Consider the following 22241-nt stretch of genomic DNA (forward strand, 5'->3'; position numbering starts at 1 on the left):
TCCTCTATGAGCTTTGGCATAACGATCATCGCTGCTCCTTATTCTGCCTCGGTTATATCAGACTAAGGATAGACAAGATTAGTGGAAATGCACTGACTGGTGCGGGCACAAAACGCAGACTCTGATGGATTCAGCGCTGACGCCGGGCAAAAGCGCTGCCCGCGGCTTCATCCGCCAGCTTTTGCTCTTTTGCATCCTGAGCCTGATGCTCTTGCAGGCGGCAAGTCTCAATATAGCGTTCCATACCGCGCTTTCGTTCCCACGCTTGCAGCCATTCCAGCCGCCGCGCCTCAAATACCTGCTCTGCTTGCTGGAGTTGTCGCTGCTGCTGGGCAATAACCTGATCGAGCTGGCCAATAAAGGCCTGCCACGCTTGCAAACGCGCGACTTCGACAACACCTTGCTGGCTCGCCCGAATCTGGTCCCGGTACTCTTGTTGGTAGCGTTCGAGACTCTCGACTTGTTCTTTGTGTGCTTCTACCTGCTTACGCGCTTCCCCCAGGCGACCGAGAGCTTCACTCTCTTTGCGCTCTTCCAGAGCCAGCACAACCGCCAACCGCTTGGACCTCAGCATCAGCTATTGCTCCGGTCAGCCGCCCCGGGTGCCGGGCTCCTGACCCGGTCCGGCGAGCGCCGTTCGGGCACAACAGCCAATAGCTGCTCAATACTTTCAGCCAGAGGCGCGCTTTCGTTCAGCTCCTGCTGAAGGAACTGGCGCATGTTGGCAATGTGCTGGATGGCAAAGTCGGTTTCCGGATCAGAGCCTTTTACGTAGGCGCCCACACTGATGAGATCGCGGGCTTGCTGGTATCGGGAATAAACCTGCTTGAACCGCTGGGCGCGGGAAAAATGGTCGGGCTGAGTGACTTGCGGCATCACCCGACTGATTGAAGCTTCAACATCGATCGCCGGATAATGCCCTTCTTCCGCCAACCGGCGGGACAACACAATGTGGCCATCGAGTATCGCTCTGGCCGCATCGGCAATCGGGTCTTGCTGGTCATCGCCCTCGGTAAGCACGGTATAGAACGCCGTGATTGATCCACCGCCCGGGCGGCCATTGCCGGTGCGCTCAACCAATTGGGGCAATTTGGCAAACACCGAGGGCGGGTACCCTTTGGTCGCCGGCGGCTCACCCACGGCCAATGCGATTTCTCGCTGGGCCTGAGCATATCGGGTTAATGAGTCCATCAGGAGCAACACCCGCTTGCCCTGATCGCGATAATACTCGGCGATCCGGGTGGTCAACATGGCGGCGCGCAAGCGCATCAACGGCGAGTCGTCAGCGGGTGAGGCCACCACAACCGAGCGCGCCAAACCTTCCTCACCCAGGATGTCTTCAATGAATTCTTTGACCTCCCGGCCCCGTTCACCGATCAGGCCAACAATGGTGATATCGGCGTTCGTAAACCGGGTCATCATGCCCAGCAACATACTTTTACCAACACCACTACCGGCAAACAGCCCCAGTCGCTGGCCCTGGCCGACGGTCAAAAGTGAATTAATGGCACGAATACCTACGTCCATTGATTCGCGCACAGGCGCCCGGTGGAGCGGGTTAATGATGTCACCACTCAGAGGAACACGGGCTTCAGCCTGAAGCGGGCCTTTTCCGTCTAACGGTTCGCCGGCACCGTTCAATACCCGGCCGAGCATCTGGGGGCCAACCGGTACCCGGCTCGCGGAAGAAAGGGGAATGACTCTGGCTCCGGGCTTCAAACCTTCAATGGCAGCCAGGGGCATAAGATAGACTTTGTCTTCCTCGAACCCCACCACCTCGGCCTCAACACGTCCAGCGCCGTCACCCTCAATAACGCAGCGATCACCAACCACCATCGGGCAACCTACACACTCGAGCGTCAGCCCCACCATACGGGTCAGGCGCCCTGACAGTTCAGGCTCGGGCTCCTGCGCAATAGCCGCCTGAAGCTGCTCCAGACGCTCAGCCAGTCGGGAGGTCATCACCGTCATCCTGCTGGTCGTGGCCCGGTTCTGCCTCGGAGGACTCCTTCGCATCGCTTAGCAGATCCCGGTGAAAATCGGTTACTTCGCCCAACGAAGCTCCGGTTTGATTCGATTCGGACTCGTCTTCGCCGGCCAGTTGCTCTTCCAGCATATTCTGCACGGCTCGCTGAAAGCGCTTTTCGACGGTGTAATCGACCAGACTATTACGCGTTTCCACCCGGCAACCGCCCGGCATCAGGCTGTCATCCTGAATAATGGAAGGCTTGGCTTCCATGCGTTCAGCCACTTCACTGACCGGCTCAAAATCGTCCGGGTGGATGAACACACGCACGTTGTCTGCCGCTGGCGGTAGCGACTTGAGCGCCTTGCGAACAACGTCGCGAATCTGGGAGGTGTCGATACTGAGTTCTCGAAAAACCACCGCTCTGGCCAATACCGTGGTCAGGTTCACCAGTGCCGATTCCAATTCTTCCTCATGGCGCGCGATGGGAGCCAGTAACTCACCCAGCACCTGATCCAGGCGCGCCATCTGGGACGCGTTTTCTTGTTGAACGGCTTCTGCCGCTTGCTGTCGGCCCTGCTCCCGGCCTTCGGCTTCGCCGGCCGTCATACCCTCTTGATGGCCTTCAGTACGCCCTTGCGCGAAGCCTTCCTGGTAGCCCGCTTCGCGGCCTTCCTGATAACCGTCCTCACGGGCCGCTTCCCGAATGTCTTGCAGGTTAGCCGCCGTTAGCGGTTTAACCTCTTCCTCACGGGCAACCTGATTGCCTTGCTCGTCCAGCAATGGCAGTTCCCACCGCTCCCAGGCGGTCAGGTTTTCTTTCGGGATAAGTTTGTCGTCCTGATCGGAATTTTTCATCACATCATTTCTTCACCGGCACCGCCCAGCGATATCTCGCCGGCTTCTGCCATTCTGCGCGCCACAGTGATGATGTCTTTTTGCGCCGCCTCGACCTCGCTGACCTTAACCGGGCCTTTCGCTTCCAGGTCATCCTGCAGCAATTCGGCTGCCCGCTTGGACATATTGGCAAAGATCTTGTCTTTCACACCGTCATCGGCGCCCTTGAGTGCAACCACCAACACCTCGGATGAGACTTCTCTCAGCAGGGCTTGAATGCCCCGGTCATCCACGTCTTTGAGATTATCGAACACGAACATCAGGTCTTCGATGGTGGTGGCCAGATCCGGATCCATATCTTTAATGGAATCCAGCAAGCTTCCCTCGATCGAACGATCCATAAAGTTCATGATATCAGCGGCGCGTTTCACACCGCCGATGCGACTGGCCTGGCCGGCAGAACCACCGGAGAACTGTTTCTCAAGGATGCTATTGAGCTCTTGCAGCGCCTGCGGCTGAATGGTTTCCAGCGACGCAACCCGCATTACGACATCAAGGCGGACTTTTGGATCAAGAGTTGCCAGTATTTCGGCGGACTGGTCCGGATCAAGGTAGGAAATGACAATGGCCTGAATTTGCGGGTGCTCGTAACGGATAATATCGCCGACTGCCCGAGGCTCCATCCACTTCAGGGTATCTAAACCGGTGGTATTACCACCCACCAGAATACGGTCAATCAAACTGGCGGCTTTGTCATCGCCGAGCGCCTGAGTCAGCATGGCACGGATGTACTCGTCATTGCCGACCCCCAGCCCCGTTTGCACGCCGACGGCATCAACAAACTGATTCAGGACGAAAGACACTTCGTCCTTGGTGACGTCCTGCATCTGGGCCATCGCCACGCCCACGCGCTGAACTTCTTTCGGGCCCATGTGTTTCAGCACCTCCGCCGCATCGCTTTCACCCAGCGACATCAGCAGAATCGCCGCCTGCTCGACGCGCGAGATTTTACGTTGCGGGGCTTGCCCCTGTCCGGCATTTTGATCAGTCATCAACGTTCACCCACTGGCGCATGACCTGTGCAACCCGACTCGGATCTTCTGCAATCAGGCCTTTGAGTGCATTCAACTGCCTATCATAACTGTCTGTCGCGCCCGGCAACAGCAGATCGTCCTGCGAAGACATGGCATTCTGCAGCGCCTTATCGCCTTCCAGGCCGTCTAACGAACCGTAACCATCACCGTCTGAGCCGAGCCCGCGATCACGCTGGCCGCCGCCGGACAATGCCTTCAATGTCGGGCGCAACAAGCCGAGCACCAGAATCAGAATAACCAGACCAGCCAGAACCTGCTTCATCAAATCCCAGAACCAGGGTTGTTCCCAGAAGCCCGGCTGTTCGAAGGTAACCGTTTCCTCTGGCGCAAACGGGGTATTCATGACGGTCACACTATCGCCCCGCTCTGCGGAGTAACCGACCGCATCACGCACCAGCATAGCCAATCGCTGCAGCTCGGCTTCCGGCCAAGGCTCATAGGTCACGTCACCGGTTTGCGGGTCTACAACCTTCATATCATCAACCGCCAACGCGACGGTGACCCGCTTCACGGCACCCAGTTCCTGACGGGTGTAGCTTACGGTCCGGTCGATTTCGTAGTTTCGTGTCGCTTCTTTACGCACATTCACAGGCGGCGCAATCGGGTTGCCGTCTTCATCGACCGCAGCAGCGGCCACTTCCGGCACGGTCGCTTCGCCAGGCGGCTGGTTCGAAAGTGCACCCGGCACACCGGACATCAGATTGCCTGCGCCACGCTGTTCCGTCAGTTCACGCTCACTTCGAATAGCCTGTTGCTCGGGGTTATAAAGTTCTTCCGCCCGTTCGACTGCAGAGAAATCCAGATCAGCAGAAACCTCTGCGCGATACCGGCCATCTCCGACAATGGGCGAGATCAACGACGCCACACGGCGAGACAGTCGCTCTTCAACACGGCTGGTGTATTCGTACTGATCTTTCATTCGATCCGTGTCGGCCTTGAGATTGGATTCCTCCCCGGTCAGCAAATTACCGTTCTGATCCACCACAGTCACCTGGTCACGATTCATCATCGGGATGCTGCCAGCCACCAGATTGACGATGGCGCGGATCTGCTCCTGCTCGGGGCGGCGACCGGCAAACACTTCCAGAAAGATGGAAGCACTGGGCTCTCGGGCATCGCGAATAAACACAGAACGCTCAGGAATGGCCAAGTGAACCCGGGCATTGCGAACCCCGCGCATGCTGGCGATGGTTCGGGCCAGTTCGCCCTCGAGGCCACGGCGGTAGCTGATGGTTTCCATAAATTGGGACGTGCCCAGGCCACGCTCTTGGTCGAGCAGTTCGTAGCCGATGGTTTTCCGATCGGTGACCCCTTCCGCCGCCAGCTTCAGCCGCGCGTCATAAACCTGTTCGGACGGCACCAGCAGCGCGCCAGTGCGCGTATCCATTTTGTAGTCAATCCCGCTGCTATCCAGAATACTGGTGACATCCTGCGGGTTATAGGCCGACAGATCCCCCACCACCGGCTGGTAGTTGGGCTCCTGGGCCCAGAGCACCACGGCAACCCCCAGCGCCACGCTGGCGGCCAATCCAACCATCAATCCAACCTGCCGCAGCAGGTTCAGGCGATTGAACCCAAGCAGCATGTCGCTGCGGGTTTCAGATGCACCGGAATCCTGGGATGCCGGCAGATCGGAGGCGTTGGTTTCTGCGGGTAGGCTTGCCATGCTATTGCTCCGTTATCAGATCGGCATATTCATGATGTCTTCATAAGCCCTGACGACCCTGTTTCGCACTTGGGTCAGAGCTTCGAAAGACACCGTCGATTTCTGGGCGGCAATCATCACCCGGGTAATATCGACGTTGGGATCGCCCATCTCGTAGGCGGTACGAAGTTCGCTGGCCTGCTTCTGTACGTCGTTCACACCATTCACTGCTTTACCCAGCATATCGTTAAAGCTGGGTACTTCTTTGGTTTCCTGAACCGGCCGCGGGCCATCCACCCGACCACGCACAGACTGATCCTGATCGATACGCTGATTCTGCATCATTTGGGATCGCAGATTCCGAATTTCGGACAGAACGTTGTTTATGTCGGCTCGCTGGACCATTTTACTCTCCCGGCTACCCCTGCGGGGCATCAGTTATTCGCTCGATACCGAACTGAAAGCAAACCGCAGGCCAAAACAGCTTTTCTTATAACTTTCAGAAGATTACGACTGGAAAGTAAAGAGTACGAAAAGCGCTTGACGGTTTTTTGACTGCTGCGGACACGCGCACCGCAGGACAAACAAAAAAACGGCACCCAGCACGGGTGCCCGAAGGAGTTAACACGAAGGAAGGGAAAGCGCGGTTACGCCAAGGCAAGCTCAGCATCAACATCAATACCGGCATCGCGCATCTGTGCCAGTTTGTAACGCAGCGTCCGCGGGCTGATACCCAACTGGTCTGCAGCCCGGTTTCGGCGACCACCCTCGCTTTTAAGGGCCTGAATAATCATACGGAACTCCTGCTGCCGCAGATCACTGCCAAGAGAACCGCCCGGCTCTGACGCCTGACCAACATCTGCAGCCGCTTCATCGGAAAGAGCGCACAGCTCAGCGACAGGCTCAGGCACATCTTGATGAATGGCAGCCTGCGGCATATCAACAGCCCCGGTTATTGCCATTTCAAGACAAAGGTCACCCGCATGGATCACATTACCCTGATGCAGTACCAGCGCGCGCTGGACTGCATTGTCCAGCTCCCGCACATTCCCCGGCCAGCTGTATGTGGTCATGGCCTTACGGGCATCTTCGGCAAAACTGATACCCGTCAGTTTCATCTTTCGGCTATGTTTTTTCAAAATCGACTTCGCCAGCGGCATAATGTCGAGCGGTCGCTCACGCAACGGCTGCCAGCGCATCGGGAAGACCGTCAAACGGTAGTACAAATCTTCACGGAACTTGCCTTCGCGGACATAATCCCCCAGATCGCGGTTGGTGGTCGCCAGCACCCGCACATCCAATGGAATGGTCTTGCGGCCACCCACGCGCTCCACTTCCCGCTCCTGTAAAACACGCAGTAATTTAGACTGGAGCCCAAGTTCCATTTCCGAAATTTCGTCGAGCAAAATGGTGCCACCGTTCGCCTGCTCGAATTTGCCCGGAGACGTTGCCACCGCACCGGTAAAGGCGCCTTTTTCATGCCCGAACAGGATCGCTTCGAGCATATTCTCCGGAATCGCAGCGCAGTTAATGGCCACAAATGGCTTGTCTGCCCGGGGCGACTGCTCATGAATAAAACGCGCCAGCACCTCTTTACCGGTGCCGCTTTCACCCGAAATCATGACTGTTGAATCACTGGCAGCCACTTTCGTGGCAAGCTGGAACATACGTTTACTGACCGGATCCTCAGCGATCGGCAGGTCGCCGGAGGCTTGACGCACCCCACCCACAACCTTGCTGACCGCCTCAACCAGCACCTGTGGTTCAAACGGCTTCACGAGGTAATCGATCGCACCCGACTGCATGGCGGAAACCGCATGGCTTATCTGCCCGTATGCGGTAATCAGCATCATCGGCAACCCCGGGTACAGGCGCTGCACCTCTGCCAGCAGCTGATGACCGGACATCCCCGGCATATTCACATCGCTGATCACCATATCCACCGGAGTACGTGCCAGGCTCGCAAGAGCCTCTTCGGCATTGGCAGCCTCACACACCCGATACCGGGCCAGCTCCAGTGTTGTCACCAACGCTTCCCTGAGATCACGGTCATCTTCAACGATGAGAATGTGAGCCTTTGCCATGATTGATGCCTCCAACTTGTCTTTAAACCCGACCCGCCAAGGTTGGCAGCTGTATGATTGCAACCGCCCCACTCTGACCAGCAGACTGAATCGAAAACTCACCCCGGTGAGCCTTAACCACCGCCTGAACCACCGCCAGGCCCAAGCCCGTACCGTGGGACTTGGTGGTGTAGAACGCTTCCATCATTTTGTGCGCCTGGCCCGGCTCAAAGCCCGGCCCATTATCCTGCACGCTGATATCCAAGCCGTGCAGGGAGTTTGCAAGACACAACGTGACTTCGGTAGCGCCGGCTTCAAGACTGTTATTCATCAAATTGGTGCAGGCACCTACCAAAGCATCTCGATTGCACATCAAGCTGCATGCGCCGCTCACCTCATTGACCACCGACACGGAAATTCCCGCGTCCGGCTTCAAACCGTCTACAGCGGCCTCCAAAGCGCCCGCCAAGGTTTCCACCGGCAACTCTTCCGCCAGCCGGGTTTCACCTCTCGCAAAAATCAGCATATCCCGGACCTGGTGCTCGAGGTGACTGAGCCGCGACATCAGTCTGGAAGCACAACGCTGGCGCATATCTTCATCAAGATCCGGTTGCCCGAGGTGGCCACCGTAAAGAATCGCTGCCGACAGCGGCGTCCGAATCTGGTGCGCCAACGAAGCCACCATCTTCCCCATCGCAGACAAACGCTGGGCGTGAGCCAATTGGGACTGCAACTGGCGTGTTTCGGTCAGATCGGTGAGCAGAATGAGCTGGCCGGGCTGATTTTCCATGGTCCGAATCTCGATACTGACCCGACGACCATCTTTCAAAGACACCTCGTGACCATCATCACTGCGAGGAGAAAAACACCGGCTGATCACATCAACCCAGCGCTCACCGTCAAGAGGCTCGCCCAATAGCGCCAGTGCGGCCGGATTGCACTGACTGACTACGCCCCGCTCATCCAAAACCACAACACCGGCTGGCAACGCTTTCAACAGGGTAGAAAGGCGATCAGCCAGCTGCTCTTTTTCTTCCAGCTCTTGCTGGCGCTGTTGCGACTCCTGAGTGAGCTCCCCGGACAATTGATTCACGCGGGACTCGAGTGTTCGATAGGAATCCGTGATCTGCCGCGACATCTGGTTAAACAATTCCAACGCCGACCCCACCGCCTCTTTGTCCTGCTGAGGAAACAACGATGTGACTTTATCGTTCGCATCAGCCGCCGCATTCGGCGCTGTTTCAGCCCGAGCTGATTCGACGAGAAACTGTACCTGGCTCATAACTTCCCCCTGAGACCGACCTCGCGGCCAGAACACCCGGATGTATCAATTAGAGTCAGTTAAGCTAATAGCGTGCCAGATCCAATTTTTTCTTATATTTCAATAAGAAAGGAAATTCAAGAAAGGAGAAGTGACGGATTTACGTCGTTGTGCGGAGCGGGCAGCGCCAAAGGTTTCAATCCTTTGACACTGCACCGGGGGGGGGGCAGGTGTCAGGATTCTGCGGCGTCATCCCGCAAGCCATACTTGCGGACCTTTTCAACCAGTGTTGTGCGGCGAATACGCAACTTCTCTGCAGCCCTGGCCACAACACCCGAAGCTTCATCCAATGCCTGTTGTATAAGCTGACGCTCCAGACTGGACAAATAATCCTTGAGGTCGATGCCGTTTACGGGAAGCAGCGCCGGGGAGTCAAGCCCCACAAGCCCCGGAATGGCGGAGGGCATTCCGGTGTCCTCTACGGGGCGATTCTCGTCGTAGTCATCCACGTAGCGGAACTTCTTCGGCAATTCCTGCACGCCGATCACGCCATAGGGGTGCATAATCGCAAGCCGCTCTACCAGGTTCGCCAACTCTCTGACATTACCCGGCCAATCATGCCGGCAAAGGCTCATGATTGCCGCCGAATTCATCCGAAGCGAGCCGCGTTTTTCTTTTTCCATTCGGGAAATCAGTTCGTTGATCAACAGCGGGAGATCTTCAACCCGATCCCTCAATGCGGGCATTTCAATCGGAAACACATTGAGGCGATAGTACAAGTCTTCCCGGAAGTCGCCCGACTCAATCATCTCTTCCAGATTTTTATGGGTTGCGGCGATGATTCGAACATCTGCGGTTTGCGTTCGGTTACTGCCAACCCGCTCAAACGTACGCTCCTGCAGAACCCGTAAAATCTTGACCTGCATATTGAGCGGCATGTCACCGATCTCATCCAGAAACAGCGTGCCGCCTTCGGCAAGTTCGAAACGGCCCACGCGAGAGGTGATCGCCCCGGTAAAGGCCCCCTTTTCATGACCGAAAAGCTCGCTTTCCAACAGTTCTGCGGGGATCGCGCCACAGTTGACCGGCACAAACGGCTTATCCCGGCGCGAAGAGTGATAATGCAAGTTACGGGCAACCACCTCTTTGCCGGTACCGGATTCCCCTGTGATCAGTACGCTGACCTCTTTGTCTGCCACTTGCTCCATCAACTGGCGAACTTGCTGCACACGCCGGCTGGTACCCACCAGACTCCGGAACAACTGCACGCCGCGTTGCATTCCCCGATCGGGAGCCCGGCTAAACTGATCACGGTAGATCTGAGCCCGATAGAGCGAATCAACGAACTTGGTATAGTTGAGCGGCCACTCCATATGCGCGATCAGTCGAGACGCGTGGTCTTCCGGCACTTGTGTTGCATCGAGATCGCCCACCAAAAGGATGGGCAGCCCCGGTGAAGCCTCACAAACCGATGCAATAACCGTCTTGGTGCTGTGATCTTCACCGTGAACAACCACCACCGATACCTGATCTATCTGGTCGGTCTCGCTGCTTTGCAAAAGCGCCAACGCCTCGTCACCGGCGACCACCTGCTCTTCACCCACAAATTCCAGAATAGTGATCAGATCACGCTGTCTGGCTTCGTCGTTGCTGAGCACCAGCACTTTATTATTTTGAGGCATTCACGAAGATCTCTATCGAAGGATTTGAGCCGTATTTAAGACTGTCTTCGGCCCGGAGTCAATTTTATGACACTTCAGCCGATTGATGGAGGAAGGCGCCCAGAAATCACTTTGAGCGGTTACTGGAAACGTTGGCGTAAGTCGCTGCTGCATTGCGATTTTGATTCACCCCCTGCAGCGACTGGCGAGCCTCGTCCCGAGCCTTGGCAGCCCCCTGCCCCGCGACTTCAACAAACCGGTTGAGCGCCTCTAAACGCTCTTTAACTTCCGAGGGCGACACGGCTCCTTGCTCCATTGCCTCCATTAAAGGAGCGACAACGGGTTTCACCTGTTGATTGAGAGCGATCAACGCCTCCCAATCTTCAGCCACTAACGCCGCTTCGAGTTGTTCGTGCAATGAATCGAGATCCGCAAGGAGCACATCAGGATTAGTCACCACAGGGCCACCTATTTAAGATTGATGCAAAAAAAGATCTGGCGAAACCAGCAAGGCAGCCGCTCCCCGGCCGGGTCGCGGCTTGAGGTAGCAACTTAACGGCGAGCGGCCCGACGGGCAGCGGAAGCCGTAAATTCGTTTCGACGATACCCGGGCGAGAAATCGTAAGCCGGGTAGCCGTCATCCAGACCGTCAATGTAATAACGCTGAGCTTTCAGATCGTACGTCATTTCCATAGTAGTCCAGAACACAGGCTGACTGTAATAGCTGATGTTATGTGCTTCGGAAACCCGCCACAATTCGCCTTTGTCGTCGTACTCTTCCGACGCCAGAATCTGCCAACTGTCCTCATCGATGTAGAATACGCGGCGAGCGTAGATATGCTGGATACCGGTCCGGCGCTTCGCTTCTACCACCCAAACCCGGTGCAGCTCATAGCGGGCCAGCTGCTGGTTAATATGATTTGCGCGGATAACGTCTTTCGGACGAACATCGCTATCGTGCAACTTATAGGCGTTATACGGCACCAAAAGTTCACGTTTTCCCTTGAGTTCCCAGTCGTATTGATTCGGGGCCCCGTTATACATGTCCTTCTGATCCACTGATCGCAACGACGAGGAATTCGGCAGATCCGTTTCGTAGGCCAGGTTGGGCGAACGACGCAGACGGCGGGAGCCGGAGTCATACCGCCACGCCAAGCGAGGTGAGCGCACCTGATCGAGGGTCTCGTGCACAAGGGTAATCGTGCCGGCCAAGGTACTGGGCGCCAAAGTGTCTGTTTTCAGGAAGAATATCTTGTTGTCGATGTCGGCCAGATCCGCCCCGGGGCGGCTGTACGCGAAATAATAATCGTACTGGTTAACCACCGGGTTGAATGACCCGTCGCGCTGAGGTGTGGCTGCGCCACTTCGGAACGATACTTCTTCTCCCCGGTACCGGAGAATGTGATTCCAGATCACCTCCAAACCGTTTTTCGGGATCGGGAAAGGGCTGGTCATGATGGTCTTTCGAACACCGTTGCCGTTATCCAACAGCTCGGCACTCAAGGCGTTCTCGTAGGATTTTTGATAGACCTCTTCGGGAAAGGCAGCCGTCCGGCGTGTTTTATAGACCGGCATAAAGAAGTTGGGACCATACTGTTCGAGCATCTGGATGTGGCCATCCGTCAACTTGTCCCGATACAGTTCCAGATTGTCCCGGGTAACAACGAACAGAGGTTCGTCTTCGGGAAACGGATTAACTTCAACCTCTCCCTCTTCCCAATTCGCTGGAGGCGTTGCCAAACCTCCCTGCCAAGCAGGGATAGTGCCGGCATCGTTGGCTGCCCTAACCGCGCCGACCGGTGTTAATTCGCTCTTTAACCGCTTAGCTTCCTCAGGAGCCACCTTGGCCCACGCGGCACCGGACATACTCAACGCAGCAATGGTGAACGCTGCCAACAATCGGTTTCGCATTCCTTATTCTCCAACAATGATCTTTTGAGCATCCACACGCTGCTCCAAGTGGCCCTTTTTGCCAAATTCAAACGATCGTTTCAAGGAAATCTTTGTAGTTTCTTGTGTCTACGCACAAACCACAGAGGGAAAGAATTGTCTGCTTAAAAATGATACACTGGGCGGCTAATTTATCTGGATCGGCTTAATCCTGAACGGGTCAACTATGGCGTCTCAATGGTATTCACTGACTTCCCAGAAACTGAATCTGGCCAAGACTTTACTCTCACAGCTAAACCAAACCATTGACCAGGCTCAAGTTAACCCCCAAAGCACCATGCTGAACGAAGCAATAATTCAGGGCACGGTCGAACTGCTGCTTCGAGCAAGACGTACCTTGCTGGTGATGATTGCACAGCATCATCAGCAAAAAGACTCAGAGCCGCTGCCTCTCGAAGAGCTTAGGACCAGAATCCCCTACGAAACCCAGGATCTCGCGGATCTGGAAATACTTCAAAGCACGCCGTCCAGCTGGTGGAACCATCTTTCGCACCTTGAAAAAGCGTTAAAGCAGCCGCCCACGCCGAAAAAGACCGTATCTGCCGACAACATCATTGCGGTTTCAGCAGAGGATGTAGCGGATCGCTCGGCCAAGAGCCTGAATGACACCCTGACAGCCATGACCGAATTTGCCCGAGCCGTAGAGAACAGACATAACGAGTGGTAATTACCTTTTCCAAGCCACTAAGCACGAATCACGAATAAATCGCACCAAGCAAAGGCCTAAAGAATGTCACCATCGTTTTTTGAAATTGTTGAACTGCCGAACGGCGACTACGCTTTACGGCGCGTTGATGACGATGCCGCGCCGCTGGTCCGCATTTCCTTCTCTCCCGAAGCGAAAGAAATGATGGCTGACCGCGACATGAGCATCGCAAAAGCCATGATAGCCGCAGGCATTGAAGCAACCGGAACCATTTCTGAAGAAGTTGACTGGGGCGACGAGGAAGGCGACTTTGGCGACGCTCAACCTCACTATACGATCCACTAACAGACTCACTATCTCTGGCGCAGCACCACTCCGTGGCTATTCCCTTTCGCGGATGCCTTTTGAAGCGATTCAAAGGCAGAGCGCGCCAGTTTGTTGGTCCACAACACCACGGCATGGCAGGTGCCCGCGCCCAGCGCTAACTCCGCCAGTTGTTGAGCCGGAATTTCGGGCGTAGACCGCAGCACCAGAATCTCTCCGGTTACAATGCCATGCATATTCTGCCACTTGCCTACCAATGACTGAGGTGGGTCTATCCAGGCCAGCCAACGCTTTTCCTGGTTCAACTGAGTCAACATGGGCAGCAGTAGCTGGAAATTCTCAACCTGACCTTCCGGCAGAATGATCTCGGTAACATTACCACCAAAACCCGCCTGCCCGGATCCCGATTTGGAACGACGAGACTCAGGTCTGTGGTAATGGGATGAAGCGGCCTGTGCAGAGACCACAGCCGCGGGTTGAAACGCCATAGTATTATTGAAGCTCAACTGTTCCATCACTCACCTACCTGCGTTGTTCACATGTCGATTTTTCAGCTATCAGTGCAGCTCTGAGCGCCGGATGACACCAACACCCAGACCTTCTATAAAGAGCTCTTGCTCTGCCAGATCTACTTCGATGGGGCTAAACTCTTCGTTTTCGGCAATCAACCAAACCTTATTGCCTTCCTTACGGAACCGCTTAACGGTGACTTCATCACCCACACGAGCGATAACGATCTGGCCATTCTGGACATCTTGAGTCCGGTGGACGGCCAGCAAGTCGCCATCCAGAATGCCGATGTCCTTCATGCTCATGCCCCGCACACGTAGCAGATAATCCGCCTTAGGTGAGAAGAAACTAGGCTGAAGCGCACAATGATCTTCGACATGTTCTTGGGCAAGAATCGGGCTACCCGCAGCAACCTGACCAATCACCGGCAACCCCAAATCCGGCTCGGCTTCTGGCAGCCGTATACCGCGACTGGCCCCGGGCACCATTTCAATCGCGCCCTTACGCGCCAGAGCCCGCAAGTGCTCTTCAGCCGCATTTGCCGAACGAAAGCCCAGTTCCGCAGCAATCTCTGCACGAGTTGGCGGATAGCCAGTCTCATCAAGATAGCGCCGGATAATATCCAGTACTTGGGACTGCCTGGCGGTTAGTTTCATGTTGGGACACTCCAGATAATGATGACTGGTTTTTTATACAGTGATTTGACTATATACAGTGTTTTATCCAGTGTAAAGTCTGAAACCGATCATTTATGGCCAGTAACGTGAAACGACATACCCCTGTGTTATGGTTACGCTCAAAGTCTTTAAAGGAACCACGACATACTATGAGCTCTTCTAAACTCAGCAATATGCCCGTCAGCACCCAAACAACGGATGGAAACGAACGCAAGGTTGGTGTGGAAATCGAACTGTCCGGGCTTAGTTACGATGCACTTATAGATCATGCCAGTCGGCTGTTAGGGGGTAAGCCGGAACTCCAGTCCCGTTACGTCACAAGCATCAAAACTGAAGATGGTGACTATACGATCGAGCTGGATTCGGATCCGATCAAAGACCTCAACCTTGCCGATGAGGGCCTGCCCACCTCCATAAGGGAGTTGGCTTCTCACGCGATGGATGCGATCGATTTCGCCGCTGAAAAAATTGTGCCTCTGGAAATCGTTGGCCCACCTTTGCCGCTGTCCAAACTCCATATCATGGAAACGCTTGTGGACGAGCTCCGTGACCTAGGCGCACTGGGTAGCCGGGAAGCGATCTATTTCGCCTTCGGCCTGCAACTAAACCCGGAGCTGCCAGACTTGGAGCCCGGCACAATTGTGCGTTATCTACAGGCATTTGCAGCACTGTACGATTGGCTGAAATCACGGCATCAGATCGATATCAGCCGTAAGTTCACCACCTACATCGAACCCTGGAGCGCCAAATACGCTGAAATACTGATGCAGGATAGCTATGCACCAGACCTCAAAGGTTTGATGAAGGACTATCTCGACAGCAATCCGACCCGTAACCGTGCTCTGGATTTACTGCCTTTGTTCGCTCACCTCGATGCGGACTATCTGGCCGAATATGTGCAAGACCCCCGCATAAAGAGCCGCCCGACGCTGCATTACCGGCTTCCTGACTGCGACATAGACAACCCAGACTGGCATTTTTCCAGTGTATGGAACGATTGGGTGGTGCTCGAGAAATTAGCCAACAACGCACAGGATCTGGCGGCACTCAGAAGAAAATACCGGGAAGCTCAAGAATTGAGTTTTCATAATCTGACCCATTCCTGGGCTGACACCACTCAGCAATGGCTCCAAGAACACGGTTATGTCTAACAAGGAAACCGAAACCGATATTCCGGGGCTAACGATTGGTATCAGCGGCCCCGCCCGGAGAAGCCTGGCACAGCGGCTAATCAGCCTCGGTTTGCGCCTGTCGGGCGCACGCACCCACTACATCCGCCCCGGATCTCGCATTAACGTTGCGTTGCTGGACGGGCTGGTGCTCTCGGGCGGTACTCATGTGCACCCTGACCGATACGGTCAACAGCCCCAGGTAACGGCTAAATACGATCCCCAACGGGATGACACCGACTATCGGTTACTCGAACAGGCAGAGGCGATTGGTATCCCTGTACTCGGTATTTGTCGCGGCGCACAGTTCATCAACATTTTCCACGGGGGGTCGCTGTGCCAGAACGTCACCCCCCTTCGGGTGAATACCCGGCACCGCCCGTTGTTGCTGCCACTGCAAACCGTCAGCCTGGTAGCAGGCAGTCGGTTAGCGGACTTGATGCCCAGCTGGAGAATCGGCGCCAATCGAATTCACAGCCAAGCGATCAAGCGCCTCGGTCGGGGGCTCAGAGTCACTGCAGTGGATAATGATTTGTTTGTTCAGGCAATCGAGAGCACCGGCAAGCAATGGCTGATGGGCGTGCAGTGGCACCCTGAATATCTGCTCTACCACGCCGGTCACCGACGTATTTTTGGTCGTTTTGTTCAGGCCGCGTGCGCACGCAAACTCCAACGCCTTGAAAACGAGAGCGCACAATGGAATAACGAGGCACCCCGCGTTATTGAGCGGGCCGATCGCCGTCAAAAATCCCGGGTATAGAAGATATCCAATGAGGCGGCCAGCCCACTGGCCGCCTCCAGATAGAAATACCGCCCCAGATCGTAACGCAACGCTACCGTGGTGATCGGCTCAAAAATTCCCACACCGTAACGAATACTCAGATCATCGGTTATATAACCACTTGCGACAACAGACGCCGTCTCCCCTGACCCTTCAGCTTCCAGCATCAGGTTTTTGATACCCAGCTCGTCGCCGATGCTTTGCGTCAGCTCATTGGTCTGCGTCAGGCCCAGCGAAATAGCTGCCGCGCTCATCTGCCCTTCATCGCCACGTCCCTGGGGCGGCCGCCCCAGGATGACGTAAGACAAGGCTTCGCTTTGTGGCATAGACGGTTCGGAAAACACTTCGGTTTCCGGCTCGCTGATAGGCCCACTGAGCCTGATGCCGGCCACGACGGCATCCACCTCTCGCACCGCTTCAATATCCAGATACGGCTCGGTCAGCGCGCCTACAAATACAACTCGCGCCCTGCGCAGATTGAGATCCTGACCGTATGCTTCGTACCGGCCATTCACCAATCTCAGAGCGCCGCGGGTGTCCATATCGTTGCCAATTCGCAGTGTCCCTTTCAGCTCCCCGGTCAAGCCAAAAGCGTCCAGCGTCACTTCGTCTTCGCCTACCACCACAACCACATCCATGAGCATGTTACGGATTACGGGCTCTTCGGCTTCCACACCAACAATCACTTCATCGCTTGATACGGAGACCGCCGATTCCGGCAGAGCCTGGACTTCAATTCGCCCACGAGGCACTTCAACGCGCCCGGAGACAGACAACTCGCCAGTCTGCAAACGGATATCAATGTCCGGGGCCACTTCCACCGAGGCATAAGGCTCAAAATGCACCGGCAGCCGTTCTCCTTTGACATTCAAATTCAGCTCAGGCTCGCCGCGCCAGTCCAAGCGGCCAGAGAGCTGCCCTTCACTGCGGTCATTGCTCTGCCAGCGCCCGCTGATGTCCGCGTTATACCCGGCAAATTCAAGGGCCAGCACCACCTTTTCCATCGGCAGCGGCAAATCCGGATCCTGAAAGCGGCCGTCGGTGAGCGCCAGCTCACCGGTAACAGCCGGCTTCAGCAACGGTCCTTCCAATGAGCCTTCGCCATTGACCTGACCGGCCACTTCATCGATTCCGGAAAACGCCGAGACAAAAGCAAGATCGAGATCTTTCAGGGAAAAAGTTCCCTCAACTGGCCGGTCATCGGCGACCGGATCAACCTTCAGCTGTGTCGCGAACTGGCCGAGTTCCGGGCCTTTCAAAGCCACTGACAACTCCGCCAACTCAGGTTTGAGCATCGCGTTTAATGTCAGCTCTTGATGACTCAGCTTTTCCCAATCATCCAGAACCAAAAACTCGAAAGTACCTTCTCCGGCGTCAACCGAAACCCGGCCGTCAGGGCCGGCTTCCGTCATGGCAACCTCGATATCGGCATTGAGCAGCGCAGTCCAACGGAAGGTGTCCGGCAGTAAGGGCTCTAGGGCCAACGTTGGAAACTGGCTAATCCGGTACGCAATGACAGGGTTCGGCCACAGCTGTTGGTCCTCTGCGCAGACGGAGCTGTCCTGCCAGCGCCAGCAGTGCTGACCAAGCTTTAGCTCGCCTTGCTTGGTGTAAGCAAGCTCGGTGCGTTGGTCCAATGCCCACAAATGCCCGGGCTCCGGCACATTGATTTCGCCTCGGGTTATCGCGCCAGTCCAACTTTCAAAATTTTCGCCCAACCCACCGGTCAGCTTCATCAGCAACGACATGTCCGGGTGTTTCGCTTCCAGCGACAGCGCATGATCACCTCGCGTGCCTCGGGCGGCAACGTTCACTTCATCCAGGGACTGACCCGCCGCTTTAATCTCCCGCGCGGTCGCGCTTGCGTTTAAAACCTCACCGGCCCCCAGACTGGCCTGAACCTCTAGTTGGCCAACTTGCACATCGTCGCGCCATGCCAGTGTTTCAGCTTTAAGCCGGATCTGACCCTGAGGATCTTGCAAAGAGCCCTGTGCGCTGAGTTCGCCAGACAGGTCGCCCTGCAGGCCGGGAACAATCAGTTCAGGTTTTGGCAACTCTACGGATAACTCCGCCCCGATCTCACTACCATATTGGCCGCTACCACTGACTTTATTGTCACCAACGGATACCAATAAATCCTTCAGCATCCAGTCGGAACCGTCACTGCTCAATTGGCCTTTGGCGGTTGCTGGCTGCTGCTGCCATTCACCGGTAAGATCCCAGTCCGCCGACATCATCGGCAACCCGCTTTCCTGCAACTGCCCCCGGCTGTGTACCTGGCCATTCAAGTCTGCCTCCAGAATGGGTAGCCAGTACCCCGGATTGAAGGCGTTTAACTCAAGCGCTGCCTGCCAAGACAGTGGCCCGGAGAATCCCAAACCAACCTGTCCTGTCATTGATCCAGCCCCCGTTGTCATTTCCAACCGGTTGACGTTTAACGCTTTGGAATCCCCCTCCAAACTAGCGATCAAATCCGCCGCGCCTTGAGGGCCTTTAACGCTTGCCTCAAGATCTGCCTGATAATTTTCTCCGCGATAGCTGGCCTGTCCTTGCAAGGTTTCCAAAACCACGGGAGGTGCGGCAACATCGGGCAACAATCCAAACCAGGGAAAGGCATCCAGGCTAATATCAGCGTTGGCCTGCAAGTCCTCTTTCCAGGAAACGTTTCCCGAGGCATTGAAGGTGCCAGGCTCTTGACGGTCTGTAACAGCAGGACCGGAAAGCGAAAGGTGCAGATCCGAAGCAGCCTCGGTGGTCACTAATCCGTCGAGGCCTATCTGAATGTCACCGGTCGTGCCGGGAAGCACCGCCCGCGCGTTGGTCTGGAAGCCATTCGCTAGAGAGCCTCCCAAACTTAACGCGAGATCTTTCAGCATTAAGGTGGGCGGCAGTGCGTTATGGGCGATAAAGGCCTTCGAGGTCAATTCGAGCTGTGCTGGCAAACGCTCGTCGAGTGGTTTGGCAGAGCCTTGCAACCGGGCATCGAGATACCCCGCGCTTTGGCCATCGACTCTAAGCTCGCGAACGCTACCGGTGAGATTCAGATCAACCAACCACTTATCACCCGATGGCGGCGGCAAATCCACCTTCACGTTCAGATCCAGCGGCCAATCTCTTCGCATCTCAGCCCAACCGCTGGCGTTCACACGCAGATCACCGAGCACATAGGAGGCCTGATCAATGTTCAGGCTGGCCCCTGAACCACTCGTTTTGAACGCAACCCTGTCCCAGATGCGGCCTCCGTTGACCGTTAGCTCACCCAAAGCCACGTCTTTGACTTCCACCGCCAACGGCAGGTTGATGTCAGGCAAGGTTATTCCGCCACCGGATTGTTCTTCTGTGTCTGACGGTTGCACCGTAATCTCGATACGGCTGGCTTTTAAGGTATCCAGACACACGGTCAGCTGGAACAGACAGGTTGGGGACCAGTCCACTTCCGGTGACTTAACCGTTACCCCGACGCCATAGCCTTGCCACTCCAGGCGCTCTGCCTGCCACTGCCCCAGCAACGAACCGTAAGCGGCTTCCGTTTGCAAACCCGGAATCTTCTCCAGTGTCCATGCGGTGCCTTTGTCGGTGTTGAGGGCAAGCAGAACCAGGCCAAAGGCAATCAACGGCAACAGTATGATGACCGCAATGCCAGCCAATAACCAAAACCACCAGCGACGCCGGGTGGGTTCTTTGGCCTGTTGGTTCTTCTGATGATCAGTCGTCTCAGATTGCTCACTCACAATTCCGGCCCCATCGAAAAGTGGACCCGCCAGCCGCCACCGAAAGACTCATTCAACCCTTCCGCAACATCAAGGCGCAAAGGCCCGACCGGACTGACCCAGCGGATCCCTACACCCACCCCTGTCGCTAACGGATCAAACACATCATCCACCGCGTTGCCTTCATCGATGAAGGCGGCAAGGCGCCAGTTCTTTATGAATTCATACTGGTACTCTGCACTTCCGACAATAAGATAGCGGCCACCCACCACATCACCGTCACTGTTTTTCGGTGACAACGATTCATAAGCGTAGCCACGAACCGTTTGGTCGCCGCCGGCGAAGAAACGAAGAGACGGCGGCACGTCATCAAAATTATTCGTCGCCACCCCGCCAAAATTAAACCGAGCCAAAAAACGGTGCTTGTCCGCCAGGGTATAAAGGCCCCGGGCCAGAAAGTTCACATGCAGAATATCCGCATCCGACAGCGCCGCCCGGTGCGCACCCGTCACATCGACCTGCAGGCGGTAACCTTGAGACGGATCCAAAGGGGAATTGGAGTGCAACTTCGAATAACCGACGCTGGGCAGCAACAAACTGGAGGTGTCCTGTGTTTCTTCGCCGATGGTGTAGCGCTCACCTTCCCATCGTAACCCCAGAATCTGCATCCATCCGGTATCGAGCTGGTGGCGCCACTGTTGCCCCAGGGTCAAACGCTCGGAGGCCACGTTTTCGATTTCCTCACGCTGATAACCGGTACTCAATCGAATGGAGTCTGTCATCGGTGGATCCAGCGGCAGTTCATACCAACCCGAAATGCTCTGACGCAATTCCGACACCTCGGTGTCGAGCCCCCGACGATGCCCCATGGGATTTATATAGTGCTCTCGCCAGGTGCCACGAAACCTGGGCCCCACGTCGGTTGAGAAGCCTACACCCGCTGCAAGTGAACGTGGGTCTCGAGGCGTGAGATCGATGTTGATAGGAATAACCCGGTCTTCTGCATCGCTTGGCGAGGCATCCAGGTCCACTCCTGAAAAATAACCACTGTTGGAGAGGTCGCCGCTCAACTTGGCAACCTTGGCAGCATGAAACGGCTCACCGGGCTCAAAGGTCACAAACTGCTCCAGAAGCCGTTGTTCGAAGCCGTGCCCTTCCAGAAATGTGACCTCCCCAAGCCGGTAACGCTCGCCAGACTCGAAACTCAGATTGATGTCGGCAATTTTTTCCGCCGGATCAACCCTCAACTCGCGCTTCTCATACTCGCCATCAAAGTAGCCCAGGCGCCGGGCCCTGTTGCTTATGCTGCTTCGAAGGTTGTCGTATTCTCCGTGGTTCAACACATCACCGACCCGCGGCTTTTCAGGCAGTCCATCAACAAACTCGGAATCCTTCGACCCCGGCCCGTGAATGTCCACGTTCCGCTGACGGACGCGCACCGGGGTACCGGGATCGACAGTGAGAATCAGCTCCGCCAGCCCCACATCGCCGTCATTCACCTCCCAGGTGATTTTCGGGTTGTAGTACCCCAATGCACGGAGGGCTTCTTTGGCCTGACCTACTGCCGTAGGAGCATATCGGCGCAGGCCATCTGCGGTGCGCCCTTCAACCTCGCCCAAAAAAATGCGTGCGTTGTCTTCAAGAGCATCGTGATCGCCCTTCACCTGCACTTCAACCTGATTAGCCAGCACCAGCGATGGAAGACAGAGCAGGAGCAACGCTATAGCCTTGAAAGCCGTCTCTTTTACTAAGAAAGGTGGCAGCATACGGTGTACCGGCATCCAAACCAGATTGTTTTATGAAACGTGGAGTTAGACCTCGGAGTTTACCGGTCCCCCAACTCACGTGCCATGCCTGCAACACCAAATAAAGCGAGAATTCATAAGAAGTTGGACTTGAGCTGAACCCGCAAGAAAGTCGTCCCTGTTAAGCAAATAGGCTACCCTG

General features: G+C 55.8%; 19 protein-coding genes. 4 read left to right on the top strand and 15 right to left on the bottom strand.

Features of this window, described 5'->3' with window-relative positions; all coding sequences use genetic code 11:
- Positions 1-130 precede the first annotated feature (130 nt).
- The 11 genes from fliJ to Q9245_RS03120 all read right to left on the bottom strand — a co-directional run bounded on the left by fliJ (position 131) and on the right by Q9245_RS03120 (position 12438).
- Positions 131-574, bottom strand: coding sequence for a flagellar export protein FliJ (fliJ, locus tag Q9245_RS03070; protein ID WP_305895784.1), 444 nt, complete (start codon positions 572-574; stop codon positions 131-133).
- Positions 574-1971, bottom strand: a complete 1398-nt coding sequence (gene fliI, locus Q9245_RS03075) for a flagellar protein export ATPase FliI (protein ID WP_305895785.1) — start codon at positions 1969-1971, stop codon at positions 574-576. The genes fliJ and fliI overlap by 1 nt, the downstream gene beginning before the upstream one ends.
- Positions 1943-2824 carry a flagellar assembly protein FliH gene (locus tag Q9245_RS03080; RefSeq protein WP_305895786.1) on the bottom strand — a complete coding sequence of 294 codons (882 nt, stop codon included), beginning with the start codon at positions 2822-2824 and terminating at the stop codon, positions 1943-1945. The genes fliI and Q9245_RS03080 overlap by 29 nt, the downstream gene beginning before the upstream one ends.
- Positions 2824-3855: a flagellar motor switch protein FliG gene (fliG, locus tag Q9245_RS03085; RefSeq protein WP_305895787.1), complete on the bottom strand. Its 1032-nt coding sequence runs from the start codon at positions 3853-3855 to the stop codon at positions 2824-2826. Before fliG ends, Q9245_RS03080 begins: the two co-directional genes overlap by 1 nt.
- Positions 3848-5563, bottom strand: coding sequence for a flagellar basal-body MS-ring/collar protein FliF (fliF, locus tag Q9245_RS03090; protein WP_305895788.1), 1716 nt, complete (start codon positions 5561-5563; stop codon positions 3848-3850). The genes fliG and fliF overlap by 8 nt, the downstream gene beginning before the upstream one ends.
- A gap of 15 nt (positions 5564-5578) precedes the next feature.
- Positions 5579-5947 (bottom strand): flagellar hook-basal body complex protein FliE, encoded by a 369-nt coding sequence (fliE, locus tag Q9245_RS03095; RefSeq protein WP_247064741.1) that lies wholly within the window; start codon positions 5945-5947, stop codon positions 5579-5581.
- 242 nt (positions 5948-6189) lie between these two features.
- Positions 6190-7626, bottom strand: coding sequence for a sigma-54 dependent transcriptional regulator (locus tag Q9245_RS03100; protein ID WP_305895789.1), 1437 nt, complete (start codon positions 7624-7626; stop codon positions 6190-6192).
- A gap of 22 nt (positions 7627-7648) precedes the next feature.
- The gene (locus Q9245_RS03105; RefSeq protein WP_305895790.1) at positions 7649-8887 is read right to left on the bottom strand and encodes a PAS domain-containing sensor histidine kinase; all 1239 of its coding nucleotides are present in this window, start codon (positions 8885-8887) and stop codon (positions 7649-7651) included.
- A gap of 212 nt (positions 8888-9099) precedes the next feature.
- Positions 9100-10548 (bottom strand): sigma-54 dependent transcriptional regulator, encoded by a 1449-nt coding sequence (locus Q9245_RS03110; RefSeq protein WP_305895791.1) that lies wholly within the window; start codon positions 10546-10548, stop codon positions 9100-9102.
- 106 nt (positions 10549-10654) lie between these two features.
- Positions 10655-10984: an SOS cell division inhibitor gene (locus Q9245_RS03115; RefSeq protein ID WP_305895792.1), complete on the bottom strand. Its 330-nt coding sequence runs from the start codon at positions 10982-10984 to the stop codon at positions 10655-10657.
- A gap of 95 nt (positions 10985-11079) precedes the next feature.
- Complete coding sequence (locus tag Q9245_RS03120; protein ID WP_305895793.1) at positions 11080-12438, bottom strand: DUF1329 domain-containing protein; 1359 nt, start codon at positions 12436-12438, stop codon at positions 11080-11082.
- A 205-nt stretch (positions 12439-12643) separates the two neighbouring features.
- Here Q9245_RS03120 and Q9245_RS03125 point away from each other — a divergent pair, with 205 nt between their 5' ends.
- Both Q9245_RS03125 and Q9245_RS03130 read left to right on the top strand, forming a co-directional pair.
- Complete coding sequence (locus tag Q9245_RS03125; RefSeq protein ID WP_305895794.1) at positions 12644-13144, top strand: DUF6586 family protein; 501 nt, start codon at positions 12644-12646, stop codon at positions 13142-13144.
- A gap of 63 nt (positions 13145-13207) precedes the next feature.
- Entirely contained in the window at positions 13208-13468 is a 261-nt protein-coding gene (locus Q9245_RS03130; RefSeq protein ID WP_305895795.1) for a hypothetical protein, read from the top strand.
- Positions 13469-13476: 8 nt separating this feature from the next.
- On the opposite strand, the gene Q9245_RS03135 is transcribed toward Q9245_RS03130, so the two are convergent.
- Positions 13477-13962: a cell division inhibitor SulA gene (locus Q9245_RS03135; RefSeq protein WP_305895796.1), complete on the bottom strand. Its 486-nt coding sequence runs from the start codon at positions 13960-13962 to the stop codon at positions 13477-13479.
- 42 nt (positions 13963-14004) lie between these two features.
- Entirely contained in the window at positions 14005-14613 is a 609-nt protein-coding gene (gene lexA / locus Q9245_RS03140; protein WP_199006668.1) for a transcriptional repressor LexA, read from the bottom strand.
- 170 nt (positions 14614-14783) lie between these two features.
- Between lexA and Q9245_RS03145 the strand changes: the two genes are divergently transcribed.
- Positions 14784-15785, top strand: coding sequence for an amidoligase family protein (locus tag Q9245_RS03145; protein WP_305895797.1), 1002 nt, complete (start codon positions 14784-14786; stop codon positions 15783-15785).
- Positions 15778-16563 carry a gamma-glutamyl-gamma-aminobutyrate hydrolase family protein gene (locus tag Q9245_RS03150; RefSeq protein WP_305895798.1) on the top strand — a complete coding sequence of 262 codons (786 nt, stop codon included), beginning with the start codon at positions 15778-15780 and terminating at the stop codon, positions 16561-16563. The genes Q9245_RS03145 and Q9245_RS03150 overlap by 8 nt, the downstream gene beginning before the upstream one ends.
- Here Q9245_RS03150 and Q9245_RS03155 read toward each other — a convergent pair.
- Both Q9245_RS03155 and Q9245_RS03160 read right to left on the bottom strand, forming a co-directional pair.
- Complete coding sequence (locus Q9245_RS03155) at positions 16545-20315, bottom strand: translocation/assembly module TamB domain-containing protein (RefSeq protein ID WP_305895799.1); 3771 nt, start codon at positions 20313-20315, stop codon at positions 16545-16547. The two genes, Q9245_RS03150 and Q9245_RS03155, sit on opposite strands and share 19 nt — an antisense overlap.
- On the bottom strand, positions 20312-22060 hold the full coding sequence (locus Q9245_RS03160) for an autotransporter assembly complex family protein (protein WP_305895800.1): 1749 nt from the start codon (positions 22058-22060) through the stop codon (positions 20312-20314). The genes Q9245_RS03155 and Q9245_RS03160 overlap by 4 nt, the downstream gene beginning before the upstream one ends.
- Positions 22061-22241: the final 181 nt, after the last annotated feature.

The organism is Marinobacter sp. MDS2 (assembly GCF_030718085.1).
Lineage (GTDB): Bacteria > Pseudomonadota > Gammaproteobacteria > Pseudomonadales > Oleiphilaceae > Marinobacter.